Origin of the sequence: Paenibacillus mesotrionivorans, from assembly GCF_046098205.1 — a bacterium.
Lineage (GTDB): Bacteria > Bacillota > Bacilli > Paenibacillales > NBRC-103111 > Paenibacillus_AR > Paenibacillus_AR mesotrionivorans.
In genome coordinates this window covers 49,401-73,056 of sequence record NZ_JBJURJ010000004.1, presented here as the reverse complement: position 1 = coordinate 73,056, position 23,656 = coordinate 49,401, and the positions used below count along the sequence as shown (strand labels likewise).

Below are 23,656 nucleotides of genomic sequence, written 5' to 3'. Positions count from 1 at the left end.
CAACGGGAAAATCTAATATTGCTTATACGGTAGAAAAATAGGTGAGTTTCAATGTTTGATGAATTTGCTTGCAGCACAATTTCTTTTATAGGCTAAGGGCGTTACGTTCATCGATTTCCGGAATTTATCAATAAAATAGCTTGTACTATTAAACCCCACCTGATAAGCAACTTCGGTAACCGTAGAATCTGACTCCTGCAGAAGAAGCACGCTTTTCTGGATGCGGTAATCCATTACGTAATTCAGCGGTGTTGTCCGCAGCATCCGTTTGAAATAGCGGCAGCATTCGGAACGGCTCAATTGACCGGCTCTTGCAATGTCATCCAGCAGCATTTTTTCAGCATAATGCAGGTGAACCCAATTCAACATTTGCTTCATCCGTTGGCTCTTTACGATTTCCGTCTGGTCATATTCCAGATGAAATCCGTTAACCAGTAAGTTCTTCCACATGTTTGTCAGCTGCACGGTGAGATCCAACTCGTAGTAGGGTAATTTCTGTTGAATGGATTCATTAACATTCAGCATGGTATCTATAATATTTTTTCCCCAAACCTCCTTGGCATCGATGAATATATAGGGTAGGTTGGTTGCCTGAAGATAAGGACTTACATACGTTGAATAAAGCTCCTGGGACAAAAGGAAATGTGGAGATACATTCAAACACATGTAGATGCAGCCCGATTGATCCTTTTCCTCCGCCATGTGCAGGCAACCGCTATTGATGAATAGTCCCTCCCCCTCGCGGACCTCCAGCCTTTCTTCATTCACCTGGAAGATGGCTTCCCCTTTTATAATCCGAACGAATTGAACCTCGTCATGCCAATGAAGCGGGATATGTCCATGTACATTTTGGTTAATGGTGGTTTGGTAACATGCGATGGGCAGCGCAGTCGTACGATGCTCCGTTAGTTCCTTCAAGCTTTGGTCAACCTTGAAATTTCTTATCTGCAAATCCCCCACCTCAATATCCTTATACTTTTCCCCTCGATATGAGTATAAATAAATCATTTATCCCCTTAATATTACACTATTATTATAATTAAGGTGGAGAAGAAGTGATGGGTGGAGAACAAACCAGAAGAACAGGCTTCATTCTTGTGATATGCGGGGCAGTGTTTTGGGGAATTGGGGGCACTGTTGCCCAGAAGCTCTTTCAGCAATTCGCCATTGATGTCAATTGGCTGGTTACGACACGTTTGCTCATTGCGGGGCTTTTACTTTTAACCGTTCAATTTTTTGCAAAGGACCGGACCCAAATATTCGATGTCTGGAAAAGGGGAAGCACCGCCAGCCGCCTGATGATCTTCGGATTGCTGGGTATGCTTGCGGTTCAATACACCTACATGGCATCCATTAATCATGGGAATGCTGCTGTGGCCACGTTATTGCAATATTTAGCGCCCGTTATGATCATCGTTTATTCAATCTTGCGCAAGCAAGCCTCTCTAACGCGAAGAGATTTGCTGATTGTTGCGCTTGCATTAGCCGGTTGTTTCTGCCTGTTAACCAACGGCTCCGTCTCCGGTTTATCCGTACCGGGTCCTGCCATTGTGTGGGGTGTTTTATCCGGGGTGGCCTTGGCGTTTTATACCTTATATGCGGTCCCTCTATTGAAGCAATACGATTCGCTGGTCATTGTCGGCTGGGCGATGATAATCGGGGGTGTTTCATTAAGCTTCATCCACCCGCCTTGGCAGATCAACCTCGCTGCAATGACGCCGGAGGCCTATTGGTACTTGATATTCGTTATCCTCTTCGGCACCATGTTGGCCTTCTGGTTTTATATCGAAAGCCTGCAAAGCCTTTCCCCTAAGGAATCAAGCCTGCTGGGCAGCTTAGAGCCGCTGGCAGCTGTTGGTACAACCGTCGTTTGGCTAAAAGAGCCCTTTGGACTTTTCCAATGGATGGGCGCGGCTTGTATTGTTGGGATGATTTTGTTGTTGGCGTTGAACAAAAAATAGAACAAAAAATAGAGCCGCCCTTTTGACTGGGCGGCTCGTTTCTATTGGTTAAATCAGTTCCGATTTCTTCAGCAACCGCTGCACAATGGCAGCCACCTCTGCTCTCGTTATATTGGCTACGGGTGCAATAGACTCTGCGCTTCTTCCAGAAATCAAGCCGCCTGCCACACAGTCAGCTGCAGCCTCGTATGCCCAGGATGCGATAGCCGTTTGGTCTTGGTAACCCGCAAGCACATCAGCTGTACCCTGCAGCTTGTTTTTCAGTCCGGTAATTCGCATCGCCTTGGCCATGATATTCATGGCTTCCTGACGGGTAATCTTCACTTCCGGACGGAAGGAGCCATCCTCATACCCCGCGATCAGCTTATAATCATAAGCAGTTTGGACAACCTGCGCGTACCAGTCCGTGCGGGCTACGTCGGAGAACGGAGCAGATTGGTACGCATTCAGCCGGAGTCCGAGACCCTTCACCAGAATTGCGGCGAACTCAGCCCGCGTGATATCCCGTTCCGGCTCGAAGCGATCCGCGCCAACACCCTCAATCACCATCCGGGAGCCCATATCATTGATGGCGCTTTTGCCCCAATGACCGGCTGCATCCGCGAACTCCAACGGATGATACACAACGGAATAGGTACTGTTGGTTAAGCTGTTGATCACGGCATAATACTTGCCATCCACCACCTCAACCCGGGTAGGTACATGGCGTACGGTGCCGTCTGCTTCCACTACAACACCGGTTGTAATTTTGTTGGAGTTGATCCCCTCCGGAATGGCAATCCTCCGTTCCACATAAACCGAGTAGTCCTTGATTTCGATAGTCTTGTCACCATATACCGCATTGACTGTAAAATCCACCGATGGTGCCACTACCGTGAAGCCTCCCGCCGCGGCGGCATCAGATACGATTTTCAGCTTGTCCGAACCGGTCTCGGCAATATGAATCTGAAGCTTCACATCCTTCAGTTCGCCGGCTCCAAGCTTTTCCGCCAAACCTTGGATGTTAAGCTGCAGCGAGGGTACCTTGTAAGAAGCAGTATTTGTCTTCAATTCCAAGGAAGCTTGCTGCTGCTCCATCTTGGCGATCATCTCACCGTTTAGCTGACCCACAAGCACATCCGATTGTTTAGTGAACATGACGGTAACAACCGCATTCTTCCCCTCCGCTGCCAGCTTGCCCTCAAGCTTTTGCTGATTCACGTCAATGGTGGTAACCGTTTGATCGTTAATCTGCTTCACTGTGGCTGTGCCTGCACTCTCCGCCTTGCCGTTCACGTAAACATCTACCCCATTGTCTGGAGTGCCTGCCGGTTGGGAGGTATCCGTTGAGGTAGGGGTCGAATCAGCCGCCCGGTTCACGATTACCGCAAAATACTTCACGGTTACGCCATCCTGAGCCGTTACCTTCACGTACACGGTCGTTGCTCCGCCTGCTGTGAGGGCAACGGTGGAGGAACCCGTAATCTCGCTGGTAAAGCCGCTGTCGGTGTACATCTGGTAGGTGGCGCCGGTGACGGTCGTCACATCCGTCAATCTCAGCGCTGCTGTGCTGTAAGGTACATTCACCGTCCAGGTGACCGCTTGGTTGGCTGTGCTGCCGTTACCGCCTCCGGGCGTTGCTGCGGTTTGACCTGCAATGCCGGTCAGAACCGCATCATTGTTTAGCGCCGAAGATACCGTGAAGCTTACGGTAAAGCTTTGCGCCGTTACCGAATCCCCCGACACCGTTACGGTTGCCGTGTATTGGCCTGCCGGCAGGCCGGTCTTCGGCACAACCGTAAAGCTGTCGCTGCCGCCTGCCGCCAAACCGCTGACCGCCGTCTTCGACAGAATGAAGTCACTGGCGTTTGTTCCGCTTAGCGCAACGGTCAATGCTCCCGTCGAGCCGGTGCCCGTATTGTTCACCGTCACACTATAAGCCGCAGGTGATACGTAACCGGCTGTTGCTGTACCGAAATCTTGGTTGCCCGTTTGGCTCAACCCGATACCATACGTCAGATCTTCCTCCCGGTTCACCGTCACCGCATAATACTTCACGGTTACCCCGTCCTGGGCCATTACCTTCACGTAGATGGCCGTTGCTCCCCCTGCCGTCAGGTCAACTGTTGACGCGCCTGTAATCTCGCTGGTGAAGGCATTGTCTGTGTACAGCTTGTAGTAGGTGACGCCGGTGACTGTCGATACATCCGACAATCCCAGTGATGTTGTGCTGTACGGTACATTCACCGTCCAGGTAATTGCTTGGTCGGCTGTACTGCCGTCTCCGCCTCCGACTGCTGCGGCGGTTTGACCTGCAATGCCGGTCAGACCTGCATCATTGCTTAATGCCGGAGTTACCTCGAAGCTCACGGTGAAGCTTTGCGCCGTTACCGAATCCCCCGATACCGTTACAGTTGCCGTGTATAGGCCTGCCAGCAGGCCAGCCTTCGGCACAACTGTAAAGCTGTCGCTGCCGCCTGCTGCCAAATCGCTGACCGCAGTCTTCGACAGAATGAAGTCACTGGCGTTTGTTCCGCTTAGCGCAACGGTCAATGCTCCCGTCGAGCCGGTGCCCGTATTGCTGACTGTTACGCTGAGGGCCGCCGGTGCTACGTAACCGGCTGTTGCTGTACCAAAGTCATAGTTGCCCCATTGGCTCAGTCCCAGCTCCGGAGCGCTACTACCGACGGACAAGACAACAGATGCGCTGTCATCAGGAGTTACCGTCGGATTCTCGCTTGTATAACCGGTTGACGCCGCCGTCTGGTTCCCGGCAGGAAGCCACAGGAACGCCGTTCCGTCTGCCTTGGTTGGCGCATGATACGTGTAGGCTCCTCCCAATACTCCAGTTACCTGGGACACAATGGCTCCAGCCGCAGGTGGATTCTTCGAGGCGGATAGCATATACACATCATCGCCGCCCACCGTATTTTTGATGGAACGGGGGTTTACTGACCCTTCCATCGCAATCTGGCCAACATTGCCTGCGGCAATAAATACATCCTTGCCGATCACGGACGGCCTGACTGCAGAAGCCCCTTGTCCGCCACGGACATAAACATCCCCCGCGTCTGCAGCAATCAAGACCTTGCTGCCTGTTCCGTTGCCGAAGGCGCGTAAGCCTGCTCCGCCGACACCGGTTGTTCCCGTTCCGCCGAAGGCTTCCACAGATGCGCCATCCTCAATCACAATTTCACCGTTAATGGAGATTAATCCATGAGATCCGTTAACCGGGCCGTCTCCACCGGTCGCCGATACATCAGAGCCCGTAATATGGATCGTCCCGCTAACGTAAACCGCCGGCCCCCCCGAAGCTCCCGCATCCGTGATAATCCCTTGTCCACCATTTGCGGTGACATGGGCACCATTCGAGATGGTTAAGCTGCCGTTGGGAGAGAAGATACCGTATTCGCTTGTTGAACCTTCCCCGCCCGTAGCAGTCACAACCGCTCCGCTGATGGAGATATTATTGGTGATATACAAACCAATTCCGCTGCCGTAAAAGGTGATGCCCTTGCCGCCCATAGCCGTTACAGCCGTATTGGCGCCGCTGATATCCAGTGTATTCCAGGATTGAATGGCGTGGCCGCCGATGCCGTTCACACTGCTTCCACCGGCTGCCGTTACCGTACCTCCGGTTATGGACACTCCCGTGTCGGCGTCGATACCCTTGCCACCCTCAAAAAAATACCCGTTCGGATTCACCGCCAGGGCTTCACCGCCGGCTGCTGTCACTTGTCCGCCTTCGACAGTCAGGATGCCGGAGGAGGACTGCGGGAAACCCCAGCCAACAAGCTGGATACCCCGGCCGCCGCGCCTGGTGACAGATCCTGAGGAAAGTCCTGTCCGGTCTCCGTCGGTGTTGCCGCCCTTCGCTGTCACAACACCGCTCTTCACCAGCATATTGCCCCAGTCCAGGAAAATGCCGTTCCCGCCGGACTCCGCCGTCGAATCGCCGCCGATCGCCGTTACAGCAGCTTCAATAATAAGCTTGGACCCCGGCTGTGTAGCTCCGGTGCCATCCGAGAGCAAATGGATGCCGTGGCCGCTGTCTGCTCCTTCTGCCACAGCCGGACGCCCCTTGGTTATAAGGGAGCCGGTACCGGTAATGGTAAGCTGATGGTTGAATGCCGCACGGATGCCTTCGAAGCCTTGAATGGTATTGCTCCCGGTCAGATTCAACACCGTATTGCCGGTGCTGTTCGTTTTGGTGAAGCTGATCCCGCTGAAGCTGTCACCGGCAGGAGCTGTAATATTGAAATCCTCCAGATTCAGGGTAATATGCTCATCCGCTTGAACATAGACACCCGTGTAGGTGTTACCGGGTTTGCCCTGTAAGGTAACCGTTGAACCCTGGGGTGCCGTCACATGAATACGTACCGGCGCAGAAGGAGAGCCATCGGTTGTAATCGCCAGCCGGTCTCCATCAGCCGCCAGAACAGCATCCTGCCAGCTATAGTCCATACCGTTGATTTGGTAGGCGGGAGCCGCTGCCGCAAAAGGTGCAAGCTCACCCGATGCGGACCAGTTGGTAATCACCAACGCATTTTTATTAACTGCCGAGGTGTACGCGTTAAGCACGGAAGGGCCCGGGTCAACATCCGCCGTATCCCCGATTCTCAGTATGGCCCGGATTCCATCATTGGGAGCTATTTCAATATCAACGAACTGGTCATAACCTGGCCCCCCCACCGATTTCAACCACGCTGTAGAGCCTGCCGAATTGCCCTTCCACACGAATGGTTCCGAAATCCCGTTACCGCTGAGGGGAATTCCGTCCAGGGAATGAGTGCCTGCCGCATCAACCGTTCCCGAAGCATATACATTGTCTTGGGGATCTATAAACACCCGATTAAATAATCCGACCCCGCCTTCCGCGCCCTTCACCTGCTTGTACCAGAGCAAATTAGCATTAGGGTCTAGTTTCGCCACATAACCGTCCGTATGGTCGGCACTGATTGCCGTTACTTCGGCACCCGGATCGATATCAAACGTCGTCCCGCTGAAGAGGCCAACCATAACAGGATTGCCCTGCGAATCTACCGCAATTTGGAATACCTTGTCAGCAGCAGCGCCCATCATTTTTTTGAACCATTGAAACTCGCCTGTTGCGTCCAGCTTCAGAATGAATCCGCCCACAGCTGCATTGCCATAAGTAACCCCTCCAAAGGTCAAACCAAGAGCGGTCCCCACCACGTAAACCTCTCCGGAGGGGCTGACCGCAATCCCGGAGGGAGTATTATCACCAATATAACCCTTTCCCACTGTCGACCAAATAATCCTTCCATCCGTGTCCACTTTCATCGCATAAAAATCTCTGCTCTCACCTTTAGTCAGAACCGCCGACGTACCATGCGTTCCGTTGACAATGACATCGTTCTCATAGGAATAATAATAGCCTGTCAGATAGACATTGCCGTTGGCATCAAGCGCCAATCTCGATGCTGTGGAGCCTGCATCCGTTGAAGTAATCGATATGGACCACAAATAAGCCCCGTTTGGATCAAGCTTGGCAATATACCCTGTCAGGCTGCCTGTAACCGAAGGTGCCTGCTCATAGCTTCCATCTTGTCCAATATCAAGCTTATCAGCAAAATATCCGCTAATATACACACCTGATGCATCCGCCTTAACGGAAGTAACGCCGCCCCCCGTTCCAGAGGACTCTATTCCTTTGGCCCAGGCAAAATCCCCCGCTGCATCATACTTGGCTACAAAAGCCGTGCTTTTTCCCTCGGCGGATTGCGTGATTGTCGTACCTCCAAAGGTCGCAGAGCCTGCTGCTCCCGTCCCTGCAATGGAGCCCGCAGCATACGTGTTGCCATGGCTGTCCGAAGTCCCTGCTATAGGAGTGACAGCAGTTGTCGCTTCATTTCCTTTCACATTAATGAGCGCTCCCGCTGCAGATGCCGGCATCGAAGACAATGAAAGAGATGCAAGCAGCAGCACAAACGATAACAATAAAGAGAGGGGCCTTTGCATTTTTTTAGCCACTAATAAACCTCCAGTTTTATACTGCATAAGGAATGTATTTTCTAAAATATGTATAATATTTCGACTTTTCACGCTAATATCCTCCAATATTCTTCATCCAGATCATTAAGTCTAATTAAAGAATGATTAAAATCTTAATCTTTTTCTGCAGCCAGGTTAAAAAAATAGAGCCGCCCTTTTTCCTTCAAGGACGACTTTATAGTAGGAGTCTTATTCAAGAGGCAAAACGGTAATCCACAGATCTTCTTTTAGCTTACTGTTCAAACGGACCGGCGGATTTGTTAGGATGCCGTTGCAGTCCGCCATGTGCTCCAGCTTGGACCTGGATATCCCAAGAATCTGCCGCAATACCTTATCCAACCGCAGATCAAACAGATATGGAGAAAACAAAAAAATCTTACAGCTCTCTTCTTTACGGTCTACCGCTTCTATTTTCAATGTATAGGAAATGTCTGTGTCCACCTCGTGGCATACCTTGCGCAGCTGATCAATCTGAAAGGCATACCTCCAAGCGGTCTCTCTGTCATTGTTCATAAACTTCCGGTGGAGATTCTTATCCAATGCGTGGGTATGGATTCGGGACAGAATAGGGTAATTCCAGGTGTTGTCACATTGTCCGCATTTATAAATAAGCCAAACATCGATATGCTTCTGCTGTGCATTTACCCTGAACTTTTCACTGCAATAGAAGGCGGCCGATTTTTTGCATCTATGACAATGGATTTGAAGCTTAGGCGTTTCTAAAGGGATAATCTCAATCCGATATTCCCCGGGCAAAATCATAGTCTTGGCTCCTCCGGATCAGAGGAACGCCGGTAATGAGCTGCGGGACCCTATTGGGTACCCGATGGAAGTGCAAACAAATTATCCCGCGTTCTCTGTGATGGTTAAAAATGGACAGACCTCTCCCTGTTGAACATTACTTTCAAAAAAAGAGGTTTATCCTTTTCCATGTCCTTAACCATTACAGAGTTATTGGCACAAGAATCCCGCCTTTGCATTCTCCTATTCCCAACTATATCCTGATTGGTGCCTGACCAAAATGGAATAAATGATTGTATTGATTTTCCCCACTTCATGAACTTGCTGTTTCAATGATTGACAGAATATTCCTGATCTCCTATAGTGGGATGGAGCTTTTTGGCATTCTCATAACAAACAAGGAACAGTTGAAAGGGTGATGCGGCCATGCAATTCAAGCTGTATGCAGATGTGCACGAGTTCTACAAGGATACCTATGAGGTGCTGATGCGTCATGAAGCGCAGAATATGATTCCACTGGGCAATCTCATCATGGGGCATGAAGGAAAAGACAAAACCGACTGGCGCGACCCTGTCCATTGGCTAATGGCTACCGTTTCGGATGCCAGAGGCATTCAGCTTACTGCCCTCATGACCCCTCCCCACAATATTACGCTTTATGCAACAGACAATATCATCCATTCGGAAGCGGTGGACTGTCTCATCGACGGGCTGAAGGACCGTGACCTTCCGGGAGTCATCACCGAAAAGACCCTGGCAGAGCATTTCGCCAGAGCCTATACCATGCGCAAAGGATTAACCTTTCAAACCACTATGAACCAGCGGATCTATGAGCTTACGGCAGTCAACCCGGACATTCAACAGGTGGGCACCATTCGATTGTTAAATAAACAGGATATGCCCTTTTTCCCCTACTGGGCAGAAGCCTTCAACGCAGCGGGGAGCTACGGCAAAACCGACATGTCCATCCCGCAGGAGGATGCCACCCCCTACCTCTACCGGATCGCATCGAAAAAACTCTATATTCTGGAGGACAACGGGATACCCGTTGCCATGGCAGGCTTTACAAGGGTCATGCAGACGGCGATTGGCGTGGCCTTCGTCTATACCCCTCCCTATGAACGCAGGAAGGGCTACGCCACTTCAATTGTCGCCCAAATCAGCCAGCTTGCCTTGGATAAAGGCTTCACCAAGTGCGTCTTATATACGGACCTGGCCAATCCCACCTCGAACAGCATCTACCAAAAGATCGGCTATACGCCGGTTTGCGATTCCCTGCAGTTGAGGTTTGAATAGTGCCATTGCAGGCCTCTCACGACCTACGGCACATCGGTATACTCAATGTTGCGAATCGCCATATAAGCAATGACTGCTCCAAGAGCGGCCAATCCGATGGGTACAGCAATAAAGGAGTATAACGTGACGCCACCTACGGTTTGGCAGACAATCGCGACAATAAGGAGAGAGGATACGAGGGTAGCAGGAGTGGAGTGCTTCCTCATCCCCACATAAAGCGGAATCAACCCCATGAAGCCTGTGACGACTGCACTCATCAGGATCATAAGAAGGGCTTTAGATAATACAGCAGCTGTTAACGGACCGGATATCGTGTGAGTGAACAGGTTTACTGCCAGAAAGCCCGCTCCTACCATCAGATTTCCTGCAATATTGGCAATCAGGGTAAATAACAGAATGATGATCAGCTTCGCGGCAATGAGTTTTTTACGGTTGATCGGGTACATGAACAAAAGCATGATCGATTTGGTACGGAACTCATCGATCACCAGGTTTGAAATAAGGACAGCGGCGAATACGATGTAGGTTCCTCTTACCAGCGTATCAATGACAGTGAAGGCCATGCTGTAATGGGTCAGAGACAACCCGTCTTGAATCTCCGGGTTAAGGCTCATGAAACACACTAGACCTAATATCACGATGTTGGCGATGATTGCCGAACGGATGTAGAAGCCCATCCGGAACTTGCGCAATTCAAGCTTCATCAGCTTAAACAACGACATCACCCCCATTAATAATGGACAGAAAATAATCCTCTAACGACCCTGTTTTCTTATAAATGGATTCGATGGCGACGTCGTGCAGAACCAAGGCTTTCATCAAATCATTCTGAGCCACGCGGCAATCGTAAACCCGGATTTGCCCGCCATCGAAAACACGGATATTGGTTAGCTGGAATTGCTTCTCTAGGACATAAGCGGCTTTGCCGCATTCACGGGTTGTAATTTCGATATACTCCGTGTTCTGCCGCGTGATATGCTCCATAGGAACCTCCTGAAGCAGCTTCCCGCCATTCATCACGGCAATCGTATCCGCGATCAGCTCAATCTCTCCGAGAATATGACTGGATACAAGAATCGTCATGCCGAACTGCTTGGACAGTACACTGAATAACTCCCGCATCTCCTTAATGCCTACCGGGTCAAGACCATTGGTCGGCTCATCCAGAATAAGCAGCTCGGGTTTGGTCGTAATGGCTCTTGCTATGCCCAAGCGCTGCTTCATCCCCAATGAAAATTCCTTGACCGGCTTCTTGTCGATTGCATTCAGATTCACGAGTTCCAATGCTTCCTTGATCGAGTTCTTGTTATGGTAGCCCATGTAATCGCAATGAAGCTCCAGGTTTTCATGGGCCGTCATTTTATCATAGAAGATAGGGGTCTCAATGATCATCCCCATCCGCCCCAAGTGTCTGTAGGATGAGTCCGTGATTCGCTCACCGAATAATTCGATTTCACCCGCTGTGGGCTTTACCAGGTTGGTGATCATTTTCATAACGGTTGTTTTGCCTGCCCCATTGGGTCCAAGCATGCCATAAATTTCACCTTGCTTTACACTCATGCTGACATTCGAAACTGCCTCTTTTCCCCCATATGTTCGTGTCAGTTGGTTGGTCTTTACGATATGAACCATCAGACAGCCTCCCCTTTGGATTTCTTATCTATAGGGTACATGTCAGTTTCTGCTTTTTTCTTACCCGTTTCTTACATATTTCTTAAGTCGTGTAGGTGATTCGTTTCAGCTTGACCGTAAACACGGTTTTGTCGTAGGGTCTGCTGTGCACATACACCGTCCCGCCCTGCGCCTCGGCCAAGCGCTTCGTAATCGTCAGGCCCAGCCCGCTGCCTTGGTAGGATTGATTGCGTGAGTCCTCCAGCGTGTACATCCGTTCAAATACCCGGTCCTGATGCAGCTCGCCGATCCCTTTTCCCCGATCCCATACATCCACATACACAAATTGTTCGTCGCTCCGCAGATCAAGTCCTATCGTCTTACCCTCGCCGCCGTGATGGATGGCATTCGTAATCAGATTATTGAGGATACGGTCAAGCGCCTCTTCATTCCCCCACGCCAGCAGCGGCTTATCCGGGAGATGGATGACCACCGAGAACCCTACAACCGACAGGGTATCGTAAAAGGCTAATATATTTTTTTCGCAGATTTCGTTCATATGCACCCGGGATAGGGGAATAGGCTTGTCCCCCGATTCAATTCTGGCCAAATCGAAAAATTGCTGGATCAACCCCAACACATCATTTCCTTTGGCCTCCAGCTTGGACAACAGAACGGTTCGTTCTTCCGGGCTCATGTCCGGGTCCAGGTTCAGGATTTGAACATATCCCAGCAGAACGGTAAGCGGCGTTTTCAAATCATGGGAGATGTTCGAAATCATCCTCCGGATGGACTGCTCCATCTTTACAAAATCCGCAGCTACTTGCTGGTTATGGTCAAGCATCCGGTTGATTTCGATTAAAAACGGAATCAATGCGCGATCATCCGTAAAAAAGAGCAGCTTCTCTCTTGATCCTCCGGTGATGATATCATTTAGTCTGTGGTGAATTTCTTCAAGGCTGGAGGTTCTTTTCCGGATCGCCAGATGCTGCATGACAATAACCGCGGCCAACATAATGACAACGATAACCAGGACGATCACCATATCAATGAACGTCCCACTTGTAGCCGATTCCCCACAATGTTTTGATATAACGGGGTTCGGAAGGATCATCCTCCATTTTTTCACGCAAACGCCGAATGTGGACATTGATGACATTATCGTCGCCGTAATAGTTTTCCTTCCAGATGAAGCTGTACAGCTGTGGCTTGGTAAACACGCGATTCGGGTTTTTAACAAACAGCTTCAAAATCTCAAATTCTTTAGCCGTCAGCTTCAGATCCGCACCATTCTTCGACGCGGAGTAATTGTCCAAATCAATACGCAGCGCCCCGATCTCAACCACTCTGGGCATTGGCAGCAGCTTCTCGGTATCCGCGCCCGCGTTTGAATAAATCGTAGCCCGGCGGATCGCTGCTTTAATCCGGGCGGACACCTCGATCAAAGAAAACGGCTTGGCGATATAATCATCCGCTCCAAAACCGAGTCCCAGCGCTTTATCCACTTCGCTATCCTTGGCCGACATAATAAGAATCGGTACTGAGCTTATCTCCCGAATATGCTTAATTACCTCGATTCCATCCATCTTCGGCATCATAATATCCACCATCACGACGTCAAACGCATGTTTCCGGAACAGCTCCATCCCATCCAGCCCGTTAAATGCCGCCGATACCGCATACCCCTCTTTGGTCAGATAGCTCTGCAGGATTGCCACGATTTCAATATCATCCTCAATCAGCAAGATGTTGTGCGGCATGTATGCTCCCCCTTTACTGCTATAAGGAGATTATACTTCATGTCCTAAGAAAATATAGTTTTACTTCACTCCCCGAATACCCTTGTAGACAGCTTCGCACAGCTCCGTTGTAAACCTGCCTGACATTCCTTCAAGGGCCGTATTGGTGAACGCTACAACACTAAGCTCCTCACTCGGATCAACAAACCAGGAGTGACCATAAGTGCCGCCCATCCGCCACGTCCCCGGCGATTCCGGTGTATGGGCAGCAGCCGGGTCTTTAAGCAGCGTAAAACCAAGCCCAAAGCCTCTCCCCGGCCAATAAGGCATCACAAGGTTGCCAATTTGATTGGTTGTCATTTCCGTGACTAGAGCCTCCGGCAGAATCGGATTTCCACCCTGCCGCAAAGCTTCCAGCAGCTTAAGAAAGTCTCCTGCGCTGCCAATCATGCCGGCTCCCCCGGAAGGATAAGCTGTTTTGTCGGTAAACCTGTTGGGTGAAAGAAGGAATCCTGCCGTCCCCTCCACGAAAGGAACGGTATCAAAATCATGCAAGCGCCGTGACTCTCCAACGCTGTCTGCGTAAGCTGCGGTCAATCTGTCCATATCCACGGCCTTGAAATCCGTGTCCAGCATGGAAAGCGGATGAGTGACAAGCTCCCGTACAGCTTCACGAAGCGGCATTCCGGTAACCTTTTCGATGACCGCTCCAAGCACATCTGTTGCTATGGAATATCTCCACATTTTCCCCGGCTCATATAGAAGCGGGACAGAAGCCAGTCTTTGCAGATTCTCTTCAAGTGTAATTCCCGCCAGATCCATGCCGTCGGATACTCCAGCAAGCTCATAAGTTCCCTTTTCTTCCTGGAAAAAACGGTAGGTTAAGCCGGCGGTATGTGTCATCAGATGGCGAACGGTAATGGAAGCATACTGTCCGTTTGGCAGCTTGGGACGAAAGGCGGGCAGCCATTTTTCCAGCAGATCATTTAACTGCAATCTCCCTTGTGAAATTAATACTAAGGCTGCCGTTGACACGACAGGCTTGGTTACTGAAGCATATCTAAACAGAGCATTCTCCTGCATCGGCCGTTTCTGCTCGCGGTCGGCCCAACCGGCAGGCCTGCTGTAAACGAGATTTCCGCCTAATGCAATTTGGACAACGGCACCCACGATCCTTTTGTCCTCCAATGTGCGATCCATTATCTCATTAACATTTTTATGCAACAATTCCAGATCTATATTTCTCATGCTTCTCATCCTCTCCTGCTGTTATTTGCTTGATTATTCATGGCAAGTATGTTTTATTATATAAATAATTTCTGCCTCTTTACATTTCCGATGATTCTAAAGGTATTTGGAAGAGATCACTTTAAAATTAAAAGGAGCGATTTTCTTGGACGACATTGATAAAAACATTCTGCTCCACTTGCAGAACCAGGCGAGATTATCCATGACAGAATTAGGAAAGCTGGTGGGCCTATCTCAGCCAGCCGTAACTGAACGTGTGAAACGTATGGAGGAAAAGGGTGTTATCGAGGCGTACCGAACCGTCATTTCCTCGCAAAAGGTGGGTAAACAATGCACAGCCTATATGCTTGTTCGGACCCGGAATTGCTATCCGTTCCTGGATTTTTGCCGTTTATCACCGGAGGTCACGGAATGTTACCGGATAAGCGGAGAGCATAATTATTTATTGAAGGTCCTCACGGGAACAACCCAGGAGCTGGAGGAGTTTGAAAACCGGTGCGATCAATACGGAACCTATACGACTCTGATCGTCATGTCTTCCCCGATCCCTTACAAAAATCTCATCGAAGAAACGAATTTGCTCGCATAAGCTGTAATTCTCTCATCAGGAAGGAAAACCATGCTTTTTAGCTAGCCACAAGGCGGGAAGCAGCAGGATGATTAATGCTCCCGGGAGGAATCCGGCTCCAAGCAGCTCGAGAAGAAACCCGCCGATAATTCCTCCTCCGCCGATTGCCACATTCCATGCGGTAACCAGCATCGATTGGGCTATATCTGCGTTTTTTCCCCCAGCTTGCGCTATTGCTGTTTGCAATAAAGTGGCTGCCCCGCCAAACGTAAGCCCCCATGCCATAACACCAAGAATGATGACAGCAGGCTGATCCATTCCGATTCCCAAGGCTGCAGAAGCCAGAGCAAATCCCGTAATGCTGATCAAAACCAGCTTTCTTAGAAAACGGTCAATCAGCATGCCGATCACCCAAATGCCAACAACCGAGGTAATTCCAAAAAGAAGAAGAACCAAATCCACTCGCTGGGCAAACGCGGTTTCCGCAAGATACGGTGCAATATAGGTGTACAAAATATTATGAGCCAGTACCCACGCCAAAACGACGAACAGAATGGGCCTTACCCCAGGAATCCGGAAAACCTTGTGAAACGGGAGCTGATCACTGGCAGGCTCACCGGCATAATCCGGCACCTTCCAGAGCACCCAGCCAATAAGGGCAGCAGCCAAAAAGGATACAGCTCCAAAAATGAACCGCCATCCTGTATATGCACCGAAAAAAGTGCCAAGCGGAACGCCCAGCGCCAATGCCAGGGGGGTGCCAACCATGGCTGCGGCCATCGCCTTTCCTTTCAGCGAATCAGGCGCCATGCGCCGCGCATAACCGGCCGTCATCCCCCATAGTACACCTGCCGAGACACCTGCGAAGAATCGTGCGGCAAGCGTCAGCACATAAACGGTAGATAACGCAGTGATGGTGTTAAAAACAAGAAAGCCGATGATGCACAGCAGCAGAAGCGGCCGGCGCCTCCACTCGCGGGTAGCCGTGGTCAAAGGAATAGCGGCTAGAAGAGATCCAACCGCATACAGGGTGACCAATTGCCCGGCAAGAGCTTCTGTGACCCCAAGGTCCTCTGCAATTTGCGGCAGTAATCCGGCAGGCAGGCCTTCCGTAAGAATGCAGATGAATCCTGCCATGGCCAAGGCCAGCAGCCCGCCCCACGGAAGACGTGCAGAAGACGGCACCTTTGCTCAGCCTTTTCTTATAAGAGCACGGTTTGAGTTCACGTAACAATCTCCTTTATTTATTTTTTGCCCTCAAAAAGCTTTCGCTTTCGTATAAGCATATATAAATAAAGCACTTCTTTACATGGATGATTAAAGGAGGATGAAGTGAATTACGAGGAAAATTCTTTTATTTCAATAGGAATTTCATGATTTTAAAGGTAAGAGACAGTATCGTAAGTATCAGCAGAAAATAAAGTATTAGACTGGATTTATTTATTTCATGGGCTTATTGAGTCGCTAAACCCTTCAGACTCGATAAAATAAGTATTAGACTAACCCTAGAAAATAAAAAAGCGACAGCCCAGGACGAGATAATAAAGTCCTAGACTGGCCGCTGCCATTAACTAAATACTTCAATAAGTGGTTTCTATCTTAAGAATTGTATATTTCTCTATTTAATTTAACAATTTCTTTAATTGAAAATTCACCTGGGGAAGCTGTCAGCTTCTCTCTCACCTGATCCCGTAAGAACGGGGCTTTTTCTTTATTCGCTTTAGTTAAGGCTATAGCTAGTTCCTCTTTTGTAAGTTCAGTGCAGTACGCAGGGGTTCCTGGCTGTTGTCTCCACGAATCATTTAAAGAACCACTGTCTACGGCATCGAAGCCTAGATCGTTTGCTACACCCATGATGATTTGTTTATGGGATAGGTCATCGCCAGCAACCGCAATAGCAATGCGTCCATTCGTCCCTTCGGGAGTTCCATGATGCTCTAACGTATAGGCTAAGAAATTGTTGAATGCTTTAATGATGGGTTTTCCTAAATGTTTGGATACCCAAACACTTTCAACCATCCCGTTCTCAACTTCTTCGATTTTACCGCTCAAGTGAGGATAATAATTTGAAGTGTCAACAATGACTACTTCCTCCCCAACTTTATCAATAATGTTGCGAATGCTTGGCAGTGCATGGAATGGAATCGATATTACTAGAACATCAATATTTGTAATTACATCCTCTACACTCACGGGTGTTCCTGCAAGTTCTTTTCCTTCTAACCGTTCAATACCGCGAGCATCTGAAATTTTGACATTATGTCCATTCCCAACTAATTTTTTTGCGATGTTCGAAGCAATTGGTCCTGCACCTATTATTCCAAAATTCATTTTCATTTCTCCATTCTAAGATTTATTTGGCCTCATCGATCGTCTCGTCGGTTTGCCATTGTATATCAATGTATTGATTTCATCATCGCGCCATTTACTACGACGCGGCGGATGAAGATTGCCATAACCAAGCCAATCAATGAGATAATCTTTGCAAACAAAAACACATTTCGGGATCCAGCCTTTGTATATAAAAATAAATCGTTTATTTTTTCGCAAATCCTTGATTATGTTGTATTCATTTGATCCTCTCCTCTTTTTATTATTGTTTATTTTAGCCTTCCGTATTGGTGTAAGGAACGCCCATTTTATCGCTTAGTGTTTTGCCCTCATATTCTCTGCGGATCAAACCGCGGTCTTGCAAAATTGGGACAACCAGTTCCACAAAATCAGCAACTCCATCATAGGCTATATCCGGAACAACCGAGAAACCGTCACATGTCCCCGCCAAAAACCATTCTTCCAAGAAGTCAGCAACTTGTACGGGGACACCTGCAACTACGGGATGATAGTTAATAACCCCATGGACAAGAACGTCTCGAATGGATAGCCCTTGTTTGAGCAGTTTTAGCTAACTATTTAGCATGCTAAATAAAAGTGCAAGAGATAACTTATTCGAATAAGTTACTCTCCATTTGTTTCAAGAGCCGCCTTAATAATAAGCGCTCTTCCGGTAAAATGGAATGCAGTAATTTTTCTTGCTGCTGTTTCCATTTGATATCAACCGGGTTTTCTAATTCTTTGCCTTTATCGGTTAGGAAAATTCTCATAACTCTTGCATCATCTTGATCGCGTTTACGGTATATAAATCCGTTTTGCTCCAGGTATTTAACCATATTTGTTACCGTAGGCGGCTCGCATTTTAGATGTTCACACAGTTGCATTTGTGTTATTCCATCGCCTAACCACAAACGGTAAAGTAAATTCTCTTGGCCAACATAAAGATTAAGTTCCCTTAGTGACTCGCTATAATCTCGACGCATTTGTGAGGAAATTCTATCCAACGACTGGCGAATATCACAATCAACAGTATTTGTCATTAATAACTCCTCAGCAGTCCATGAATTAATATTTAGCCCACTAAATATATCACAATGAAATTGTTTGTGTCAACGTTAGTCTAATACTCTATTTCTCAGTCTACATCTTTATTTTCCGTGTCTAACACTTTATTTTTCAGTCTAGAACTTTATTTTCTTCAAACAGTAAGATGCCGCCTACAACCTTATTTTCCTGGTCTAATAAAAAAAGCCGGGCAAATATCAGGAAATCATCCTGGATTTGCTCGTGTCGGGTGATAAAAAACTCTGGAACCAATTTTGTTGATTTTATTGGGTTTGCCGCGGCACGTGATAAACATGAAAAGTAAAAAGTCGGGAACCACCTAAAATTACCATGCAAAGAAATATGGAAACCGATAGTGACGTCCCAAAATTCATTAGTTCTTACTCTGAAAATGTCAACTAACTTTTCTGTTGCGTTCATAACTACGTTTGCTATGATTCAAATCGTTCCAAACACACAATATTAAATGGGTTTTCCTTTTCTCCGTCTCCGAGGTCTATGTCTTGTCACATTTGTTGTAGTGGAAACCCAGAGTCGCTCTAACAATTCCAGTGCCTCTTTGGCCTCCCTAGCGTGGATAGCAACATTTCAAATAATTCAATTCCTTTGCTTCGATGCAATATATTTCTCTGTAACGATATTGAAATGCTAATCAGATCATCAGTAATTAAATATAGAGAGTTAGATTGATTTGTTACTTTCTCACCTGCGTAATCAAATAAACTTTTCGAAATCAAGAAAGATAAATCCGGGTAATCGTTCACTATATTTGCTATGTAGGCTAATATTGGCTCAGCAACTCTCTCTAATACCAAAGGATAACTACTGATCTTTATTTAAACCCATGTTTTACATTAATCCTTTTGCTGCAACCGTGTAAGGACCTAACCGACTTTGTTAACTATATAAAGGTTTGAGTTAGGTCATCGTATAGTAGAACTGTTATGTTAGCATTTTGAAGTACTGGATCTGATGCAATTTGACTTTTAGCTTCTTGTCGAATCGGATCACCTAATACAAAAAAGTATTTTGAACTCGCGTCTGATGATGCTAACTTATTAAGGTCATTCCGAATTTTCTTCTTTGTACCTGCCCCATGTCTACCAATTGCAACGGCTGTATATACCTCTCCGACATACATTCCACAGTTTGACTGAACGTCAAAACCTTTCGCAACAGCCTTTCCAGCCACTACTTGACTTGTAATCTTTAGTCCATTTAGATAATTCGCTGCCTCACGTGAAGCTTCGTCATGCAATAGCAAGCGATCTGCTGATACCTTTTTCATATCTAGATTTAACTTTGTTGCTCGTTGATTAAGCATTGTGTGTATCCCCTTTCAAAGTTTACTTTTAAGACCAATAGGGTCAATTCCTAAATATTAACTTTAGTAGAGAGTATAATGATGATTCGAATACCTATTATCGGATGATTTCACCAGTTTTTTTTGTCGAATATGGTCAATCACCGAGAGTAGCTTTTGTTCATCAATTCCACCTAAATCATCTGTAGTTACCAGATTCCCCATCAGCCCCATAGTGGTGTACTCCGATTTTTTCAACATCCATTTGCTTACATAGCTTTCTTTGTTCAATAAGCCAAGATGTTCCCAATAGATTACTGAACCGTCCGAAAGGGTAATTTTAAAATCAGGTTTTATAAAAAAACCTCTATGAGGGAGTTTAAGTTTTTCTTCGTACTCGAACTTTAACCCACTCTCTTGTAATGCTTTGTAAATGATGTATTCAACCTTTGATTCAACCCAAACTCCAGGTGCTGGTTGCAATGTTCCCGTTTTGTTTGTTGGAGTTGAGAATACAGATGTATTTCGGCGGTCCACGAAAGAGGTTTTGCGAGCAATATCCCACAGACTTTCTCCTTGGTTTTCTTGAATGAATACGAACAGCCGTGTTTTGCCGCGTGTTAATGCGGTATAAATTAATTCTTTAGATAACAATGCATATTTACGAGGGATTACCAAAAATACGTTTTCAAAATCACTACCCTGAGATTTATGTACAGTTATCGCATATGCCAAATCAAAATTATCCTCATTATCGATCCATTTTAATGGATAATCCAACTCGGAAAATAAGTATCTGTCAGCATCCTTATTATAATTTACTAATCCGATAGATCCATTAGATAGTATCATTTCCTTTGTTCTTTTGTTATACCAGTTAAATAATCTTATGATCTTATCGCCATGTTTAAAGACTTTATTCCACTTGGGATAGCCATCCCTATAGGTGGTTTGTATGTTCTTATTTAAAGATAGAGTTCCATAATATCCTGAGCGGTATGGACTTAGCAACTGGATGGTATCTAACTTTATTTCTTTGCAAGAAAAGTTTTTAGCACAACCGTTATCGTATAAATTGAATGCAAGATTTACCGCGGCAGATCGAGCTTTCATTGTGTCCTTTTTTGGGTCATATCCAAATTGTTCAATAAGACGATCAAATTGCTGATAAATTTTTTGTTCTAAGTCTTCTTTGTTTGTCCATTTATACACGTGCAGTTCATCGCTCTCAAAGATATCTTGGTCAACAGCACTTAGAATAGGTTCGAAGTACGATGACTGCGAAGTAAAAATCTCAGCAAGTTCAAGGATCTTATTATCACCAGATGGAGAGGACTCCATAATTCTACAGTTACTTTCTAATCGAATATAGTGGTTATTTTTAAACTCGGACACACTCACGTGTTCAATGATGTCTTTGTATGGCTTACCAAAACCAATGGGAGGCAGTTGATACTCATCCCCAACCAAAATGATCCGTTTGACACTGTCAAGATCAATAATGCTGAAAAGAATAGCCATCTTGAAGAGATCTACCATGGAACATTCGTCAATAATAAGATTATCAAGTCTGATCTTTTTGGCATTTTCCAACTCCAAGATTCCTGAATAATCTGTTGAAAACAATAACTCTTTAAAACCATTTTCAAATATAAATTTATCTATTGTCTTGGGCGTTACATAAGTTGAGAGTCCTCTGGTTTTTAGATTTTCGGCAATACGCAATACAGCCTTCCCTGTTGGAGCTAAAACAACAACCTTTTCGTTGAGGTTTGAAGTAAGTGTGGAAATGATTTTGCTAGTTTCCTCTGTTTTTCCTGACCCTGCTCTTCCCGTCAAAATATAAAATGCTTGCTTTAAAACATTCCGATACAACAGACCTCTTTCATTGCTGAATGTTTTATCATCGAAATGTGGGTTTTTCTCTTTTATTCTCTGAATGCTACTCTGAATATAATCAGAGAAATCTAATTGAATAGACTTGTGTTGTATTTTTGCCAATTTTTCAAAGGCTTGTTTAATTGCGTCTTCAGCAAATTTTGCTTCCTTTAAGTAGTAATACTGACTTCCCCCTGAACGGAGCATAAATAACCGTTCTTGAAAGTGATTTTTATACTCGTCTTCAAGAGACAACAAAGATTCTTCGTCGATTTTGATGTCCGATTTATAGAATAACGGGTATTCCTTGATCACTTTGAGAATATTCGTATCGGAATCATAACAATGACCTAAACCACTCCCGATTTGGTACAAATGGCTTGTGATCACTGCACGTAAACGTTCAGGGCTATCTGGCTTCATCTTTTGTAAAGCTTTGTCCTTCTTAAGGAACTTAATATCAGGCATAAAAGCTAAATCGATCTTATAAAAATCTATTTCTTCATCTGTAGATTCGGTATTGTCCAAATCAATTTCGTCGGGAAGGTACCTTTCGTAAAGAGAGTAAGGATTATTATAAAATTGTTTCAAAAGTTGCTGATCTTTAATGATTTTTTCGATTTGATTACAAGTTAAATTAACGAGCGCTAATCGTTTAAATATTTCAATGTTTTTTATGAATAAAGAGGTATCCAATACCTCTAGTAGCTCATCTTCAAATCCCTCTAAGTAGTCAGGAACATCGCCATCGCGTAATTGATTAAAAACCTCTGATAAGGGAGATGTCCTAGCTTGTTCATTAATAATGGTTGAAACACGGGAAGCTGCTTCTTCATCCATGTCAAAGTACTTAAATATGTGTTTTAAGGACGGATAAAGACCGCGGTTGCTCCAAGCAATTTGTATTAATTTATTTATCCGATCAAGATATGTTTTTGTTTCATCTTGATCGGCTACAAATCCATGTTCCTCAATTTTATGCAGTGACTTTCTGATCTTGTATAAGAGGAACAAACACTTATCATCATCCATGTCCATTGCTACATATTTAAAAGCAGGGATAATGGAAGGTTCGTCAACTACAGCTTTTATTTCCGATAACTTCTCTTCATCAGCGGGATTCTCTTCGATATACCGCAAATACTCATGGTATGGCAATAATATCCCATAGTCTTTGAAAGCATGTGTAAACTGAAGAGACCAATTTAATGTTGGGAAGTACTTGTTTTGTGGTTTCTTGCGGTAATAATCAAGTTCCTCTTTGGATAGCGGGAACCATGTCTTTTGTGGCTTTTCTGATATCAATGAACAACCCAATAATAAGTATTTCATCTCATCTGCGGAAACAGGATTGTCATAATTGGCATAAAAGAATATTATTGATTGTTTTTCAGGAAATTTCTCAATGAATTTATCTACCCGTTTCTCAAGGTCTGGCGGGTAATTTCCGTATTTTTTCTTATTTTCATCATTGTGAACAAAAGAAAGTTTGAAAGGCCAAGTAAATACGGAATATGCCTTTAATGTTTCTGGTATTTTGTGTTTTATGCCCGTGAACGCGTGTGAATGGAGAATGGGCTTATCAGTATCAGAAAAAGCATTCAGTGACCAATAACAAGGAACCTGATACTCACTTGGAAGCAACTGAATATCGGTTTCCGAATACTCCTTTTCGAGATCAACATTTTTGTTTTGAGCTATCCGATCAGATAATAATGAATTAGTTCCCGTGCAATATACATTTTCCTCAGGGTTACTGCAAACCTTACCATTCCATTTATTATCATGCCAAGCCATTCTTACCGTTAAATGCATGATAGTCATCCCTTCTAATCGCCTAATAACACTAGGTATTCGATTTTAAAACAGCCTATACCTTCTTTATTGGGAATTAAAGGGGGTAAATCCCATGTTCGTTGAC

At 46.1% G+C, this 23,656-nt stretch carries 17 protein-coding genes; 3 read left to right on the top strand and 14 right to left on the bottom strand.

Annotated features, from left to right (window positions below):
• Positions 1-48: 48 nt before the first annotated feature.
• Entirely contained in the window at positions 49-945 is an 897-nt protein-coding gene (locus ACI1P1_RS07005) for an AraC family transcriptional regulator (protein WP_416215943.1), read from the bottom strand.
• 113 nt (positions 946-1,058) lie between these two features.
• Here ACI1P1_RS07005 and ACI1P1_RS07000 point away from each other — a divergent pair, with 113 nt between their 5' ends.
• The gene (locus ACI1P1_RS07000; RefSeq protein ID WP_416215648.1) at positions 1,059-1,961 is read left to right on the top strand and encodes an EamA family transporter; all 903 of its coding nucleotides are present in this window, start codon (positions 1,059-1,061) and stop codon (positions 1,959-1,961) included.
• A 48-nt stretch (positions 1,962-2,009) separates the two neighbouring features.
• Here the strand turns inward: ACI1P1_RS07000 and ACI1P1_RS06995 are convergent, their stop codons facing one another.
• Both ACI1P1_RS06995 and ACI1P1_RS06990 read right to left on the bottom strand, forming a co-directional pair.
• Positions 2,010-7,823 (bottom strand): S-layer homology domain-containing protein, encoded by a 5,814-nt coding sequence (locus ACI1P1_RS06995; protein ID WP_416215647.1) that lies wholly within the window; start codon positions 7,821-7,823, stop codon positions 2,010-2,012.
• Positions 7,824-8,144: 321 nt separating this feature from the next.
• Positions 8,145-8,717: a DUF1062 domain-containing protein gene (locus ACI1P1_RS06990; protein ID WP_416215646.1), complete on the bottom strand. Its 573-nt coding sequence runs from the start codon at positions 8,715-8,717 to the stop codon at positions 8,145-8,147.
• 405 nt (positions 8,718-9,122) lie between these two features.
• Here ACI1P1_RS06990 and ACI1P1_RS06985 point away from each other — a divergent pair, with 405 nt between their 5' ends.
• Positions 9,123-9,992, top strand: a complete 870-nt coding sequence (locus tag ACI1P1_RS06985; protein WP_416215645.1) for a GNAT family N-acetyltransferase — start codon at positions 9,123-9,125, stop codon at positions 9,990-9,992.
• A 23-nt stretch (positions 9,993-10,015) separates the two neighbouring features.
• Here ACI1P1_RS06985 and ACI1P1_RS06980 read toward each other — a convergent pair whose 3' ends face one another.
• From ACI1P1_RS06980 to ACI1P1_RS06960, 5 genes are all read right to left on the bottom strand, one after another.
• Entirely contained in the window at positions 10,016-10,714 is a 699-nt protein-coding gene (locus ACI1P1_RS06980; protein WP_416215644.1) for an ABC transporter permease, read from the bottom strand.
• Positions 10,701-11,624 (bottom strand): ABC transporter ATP-binding protein, encoded by a 924-nt coding sequence (locus ACI1P1_RS06975; RefSeq protein ID WP_416215643.1) that lies wholly within the window; start codon positions 11,622-11,624, stop codon positions 10,701-10,703. Before ACI1P1_RS06975 ends, ACI1P1_RS06980 begins: the two co-directional genes overlap by 14 nt.
• An 82-nt stretch (positions 11,625-11,706) precedes the next feature.
• Positions 11,707-12,648, bottom strand: a complete 942-nt coding sequence (locus ACI1P1_RS06970; RefSeq protein ID WP_416215642.1) for a sensor histidine kinase — start codon at positions 12,646-12,648, stop codon at positions 11,707-11,709.
• Position 12,649: 1 nt separating this feature from the next.
• The gene (locus ACI1P1_RS06965) at positions 12,650-13,363 is read right to left on the bottom strand and encodes a response regulator transcription factor (RefSeq protein WP_416215641.1); all 714 of its coding nucleotides are present in this window, start codon (positions 13,361-13,363) and stop codon (positions 12,650-12,652) included.
• A gap of 60 nt (positions 13,364-13,423) precedes the next feature.
• Positions 13,424-14,590 carry a serine hydrolase domain-containing protein gene (locus tag ACI1P1_RS06960; protein WP_416215640.1) on the bottom strand — a complete coding sequence of 389 codons (1,167 nt, stop codon included), beginning with the start codon at positions 14,588-14,590 and terminating at the stop codon, positions 13,424-13,426.
• 145 nt (positions 14,591-14,735) lie between these two features.
• Here ACI1P1_RS06960 and ACI1P1_RS06955 point away from each other — a divergent pair, with 145 nt between their 5' ends.
• Positions 14,736-15,179: an Lrp/AsnC family transcriptional regulator gene (locus tag ACI1P1_RS06955; RefSeq protein ID WP_416215639.1), complete on the top strand. Its 444-nt coding sequence runs from the start codon at positions 14,736-14,738 to the stop codon at positions 15,177-15,179.
• A 15-nt stretch (positions 15,180-15,194) separates the two neighbouring features.
• Here ACI1P1_RS06955 and ACI1P1_RS06950 read toward each other — a convergent pair whose 3' ends face one another.
• From ACI1P1_RS06950 to ACI1P1_RS06925, 6 genes are all read right to left on the bottom strand, one after another.
• Complete coding sequence (locus tag ACI1P1_RS06950; RefSeq protein ID WP_416215942.1) at positions 15,195-16,295, bottom strand: MFS transporter; 1,101 nt, start codon at positions 16,293-16,295, stop codon at positions 15,195-15,197.
• 462 nt (positions 16,296-16,757) lie between these two features.
• Positions 16,758-17,489: an NADPH-dependent F420 reductase gene (locus ACI1P1_RS06945; RefSeq protein WP_416215638.1), complete on the bottom strand. Its 732-nt coding sequence runs from the start codon at positions 17,487-17,489 to the stop codon at positions 16,758-16,760.
• 274 nt (positions 17,490-17,763) lie between these two features.
• The gene (locus ACI1P1_RS06940) at positions 17,764-17,955 is read right to left on the bottom strand and encodes a hypothetical protein (RefSeq protein ID WP_416215637.1); all 192 of its coding nucleotides are present in this window, start codon (positions 17,953-17,955) and stop codon (positions 17,764-17,766) included.
• A 145-nt stretch (positions 17,956-18,100) separates the two neighbouring features.
• Complete coding sequence (locus ACI1P1_RS06935; RefSeq protein ID WP_416215636.1) at positions 18,101-18,529, bottom strand: MarR family winged helix-turn-helix transcriptional regulator; 429 nt, start codon at positions 18,527-18,529, stop codon at positions 18,101-18,103.
• A 926-nt stretch (positions 18,530-19,455) separates the two neighbouring features.
• Positions 19,456-19,878, bottom strand: a complete 423-nt coding sequence (locus ACI1P1_RS06930) for a hypothetical protein (protein WP_416215635.1) — start codon at positions 19,876-19,878, stop codon at positions 19,456-19,458.
• Between the two features lie 63 nt (positions 19,879-19,941).
• Entirely contained in the window at positions 19,942-23,550 is a 3,609-nt protein-coding gene (locus ACI1P1_RS06925; protein ID WP_416215634.1) for an AAA family ATPase, read from the bottom strand.
• Between the last annotated feature and the right edge of the window lie 106 nt (positions 23,551-23,656).

Coding starts and splice junctions, on each gene's coding strand:
- ACI1P1_RS06990 (WP_416215646.1), bottom strand. CDS start 8,717: ATGATTTTGCCCGGGGAATATCGGATTGAGATTATCCCTTTAGAAACG.
- ACI1P1_RS06965 (WP_416215641.1), bottom strand. CDS start 13,363: ATGCCGCACAACATCTTGCTGATTGAGGATGATATTGAAATCGTGGCA.
- ACI1P1_RS06970 (WP_416215642.1), bottom strand. CDS start 12,648: ATGGTGATCGTCCTGGTTATCGTTGTCATTATGTTGGCCGCGGTTATT.
- ACI1P1_RS06980 (WP_416215644.1), bottom strand. CDS start 10,714: ATGTCGTTGTTTAAGCTGATGAAGCTTGAATTGCGCAAGTTCCGGATG.
- ACI1P1_RS07000 (WP_416215648.1), top strand. CDS start 1,059: ATGGGTGGAGAACAAACCAGAAGAACAGGCTTCATTCTTGTGATATGC.
- ACI1P1_RS06945 (WP_416215638.1), bottom strand. CDS start 17,489: ATGAATTTTGGAATAATAGGTGCAGGACCAATTGCTTCGAACATCGCA.
- ACI1P1_RS06925 (WP_416215634.1), bottom strand. CDS start 23,550: ATGCATTTAACGGTAAGAATGGCTTGGCATGATAATAAATGGAATGGT.
- ACI1P1_RS06960 (WP_416215640.1), bottom strand. CDS start 14,590: ATGAGAAATATAGATCTGGAATTGTTGCATAAAAATGTTAATGAGATA.
- ACI1P1_RS06975 (WP_416215643.1), bottom strand. CDS start 11,624: ATGGTTCATATCGTAAAGACCAACCAACTGACACGAACATATGGGGGA.
- ACI1P1_RS06950 (WP_416215942.1), bottom strand. CDS start 16,295: ATGGCAGGATTCATCTGCATTCTTACGGAAGGCCTGCCTGCCGGATTA.
- ACI1P1_RS06930 (WP_416215635.1), bottom strand. CDS start 19,878: ATGCTTAATCAACGAGCAACAAAGTTAAATCTAGATATGAAAAAGGTA.
- ACI1P1_RS06985 (WP_416215645.1), top strand. CDS start 9,123: ATGCAATTCAAGCTGTATGCAGATGTGCACGAGTTCTACAAGGATACC.
- ACI1P1_RS06935 (WP_416215636.1), bottom strand. CDS start 18,529: ATGACAAATACTGTTGATTGTGATATTCGCCAGTCGTTGGATAGAATT.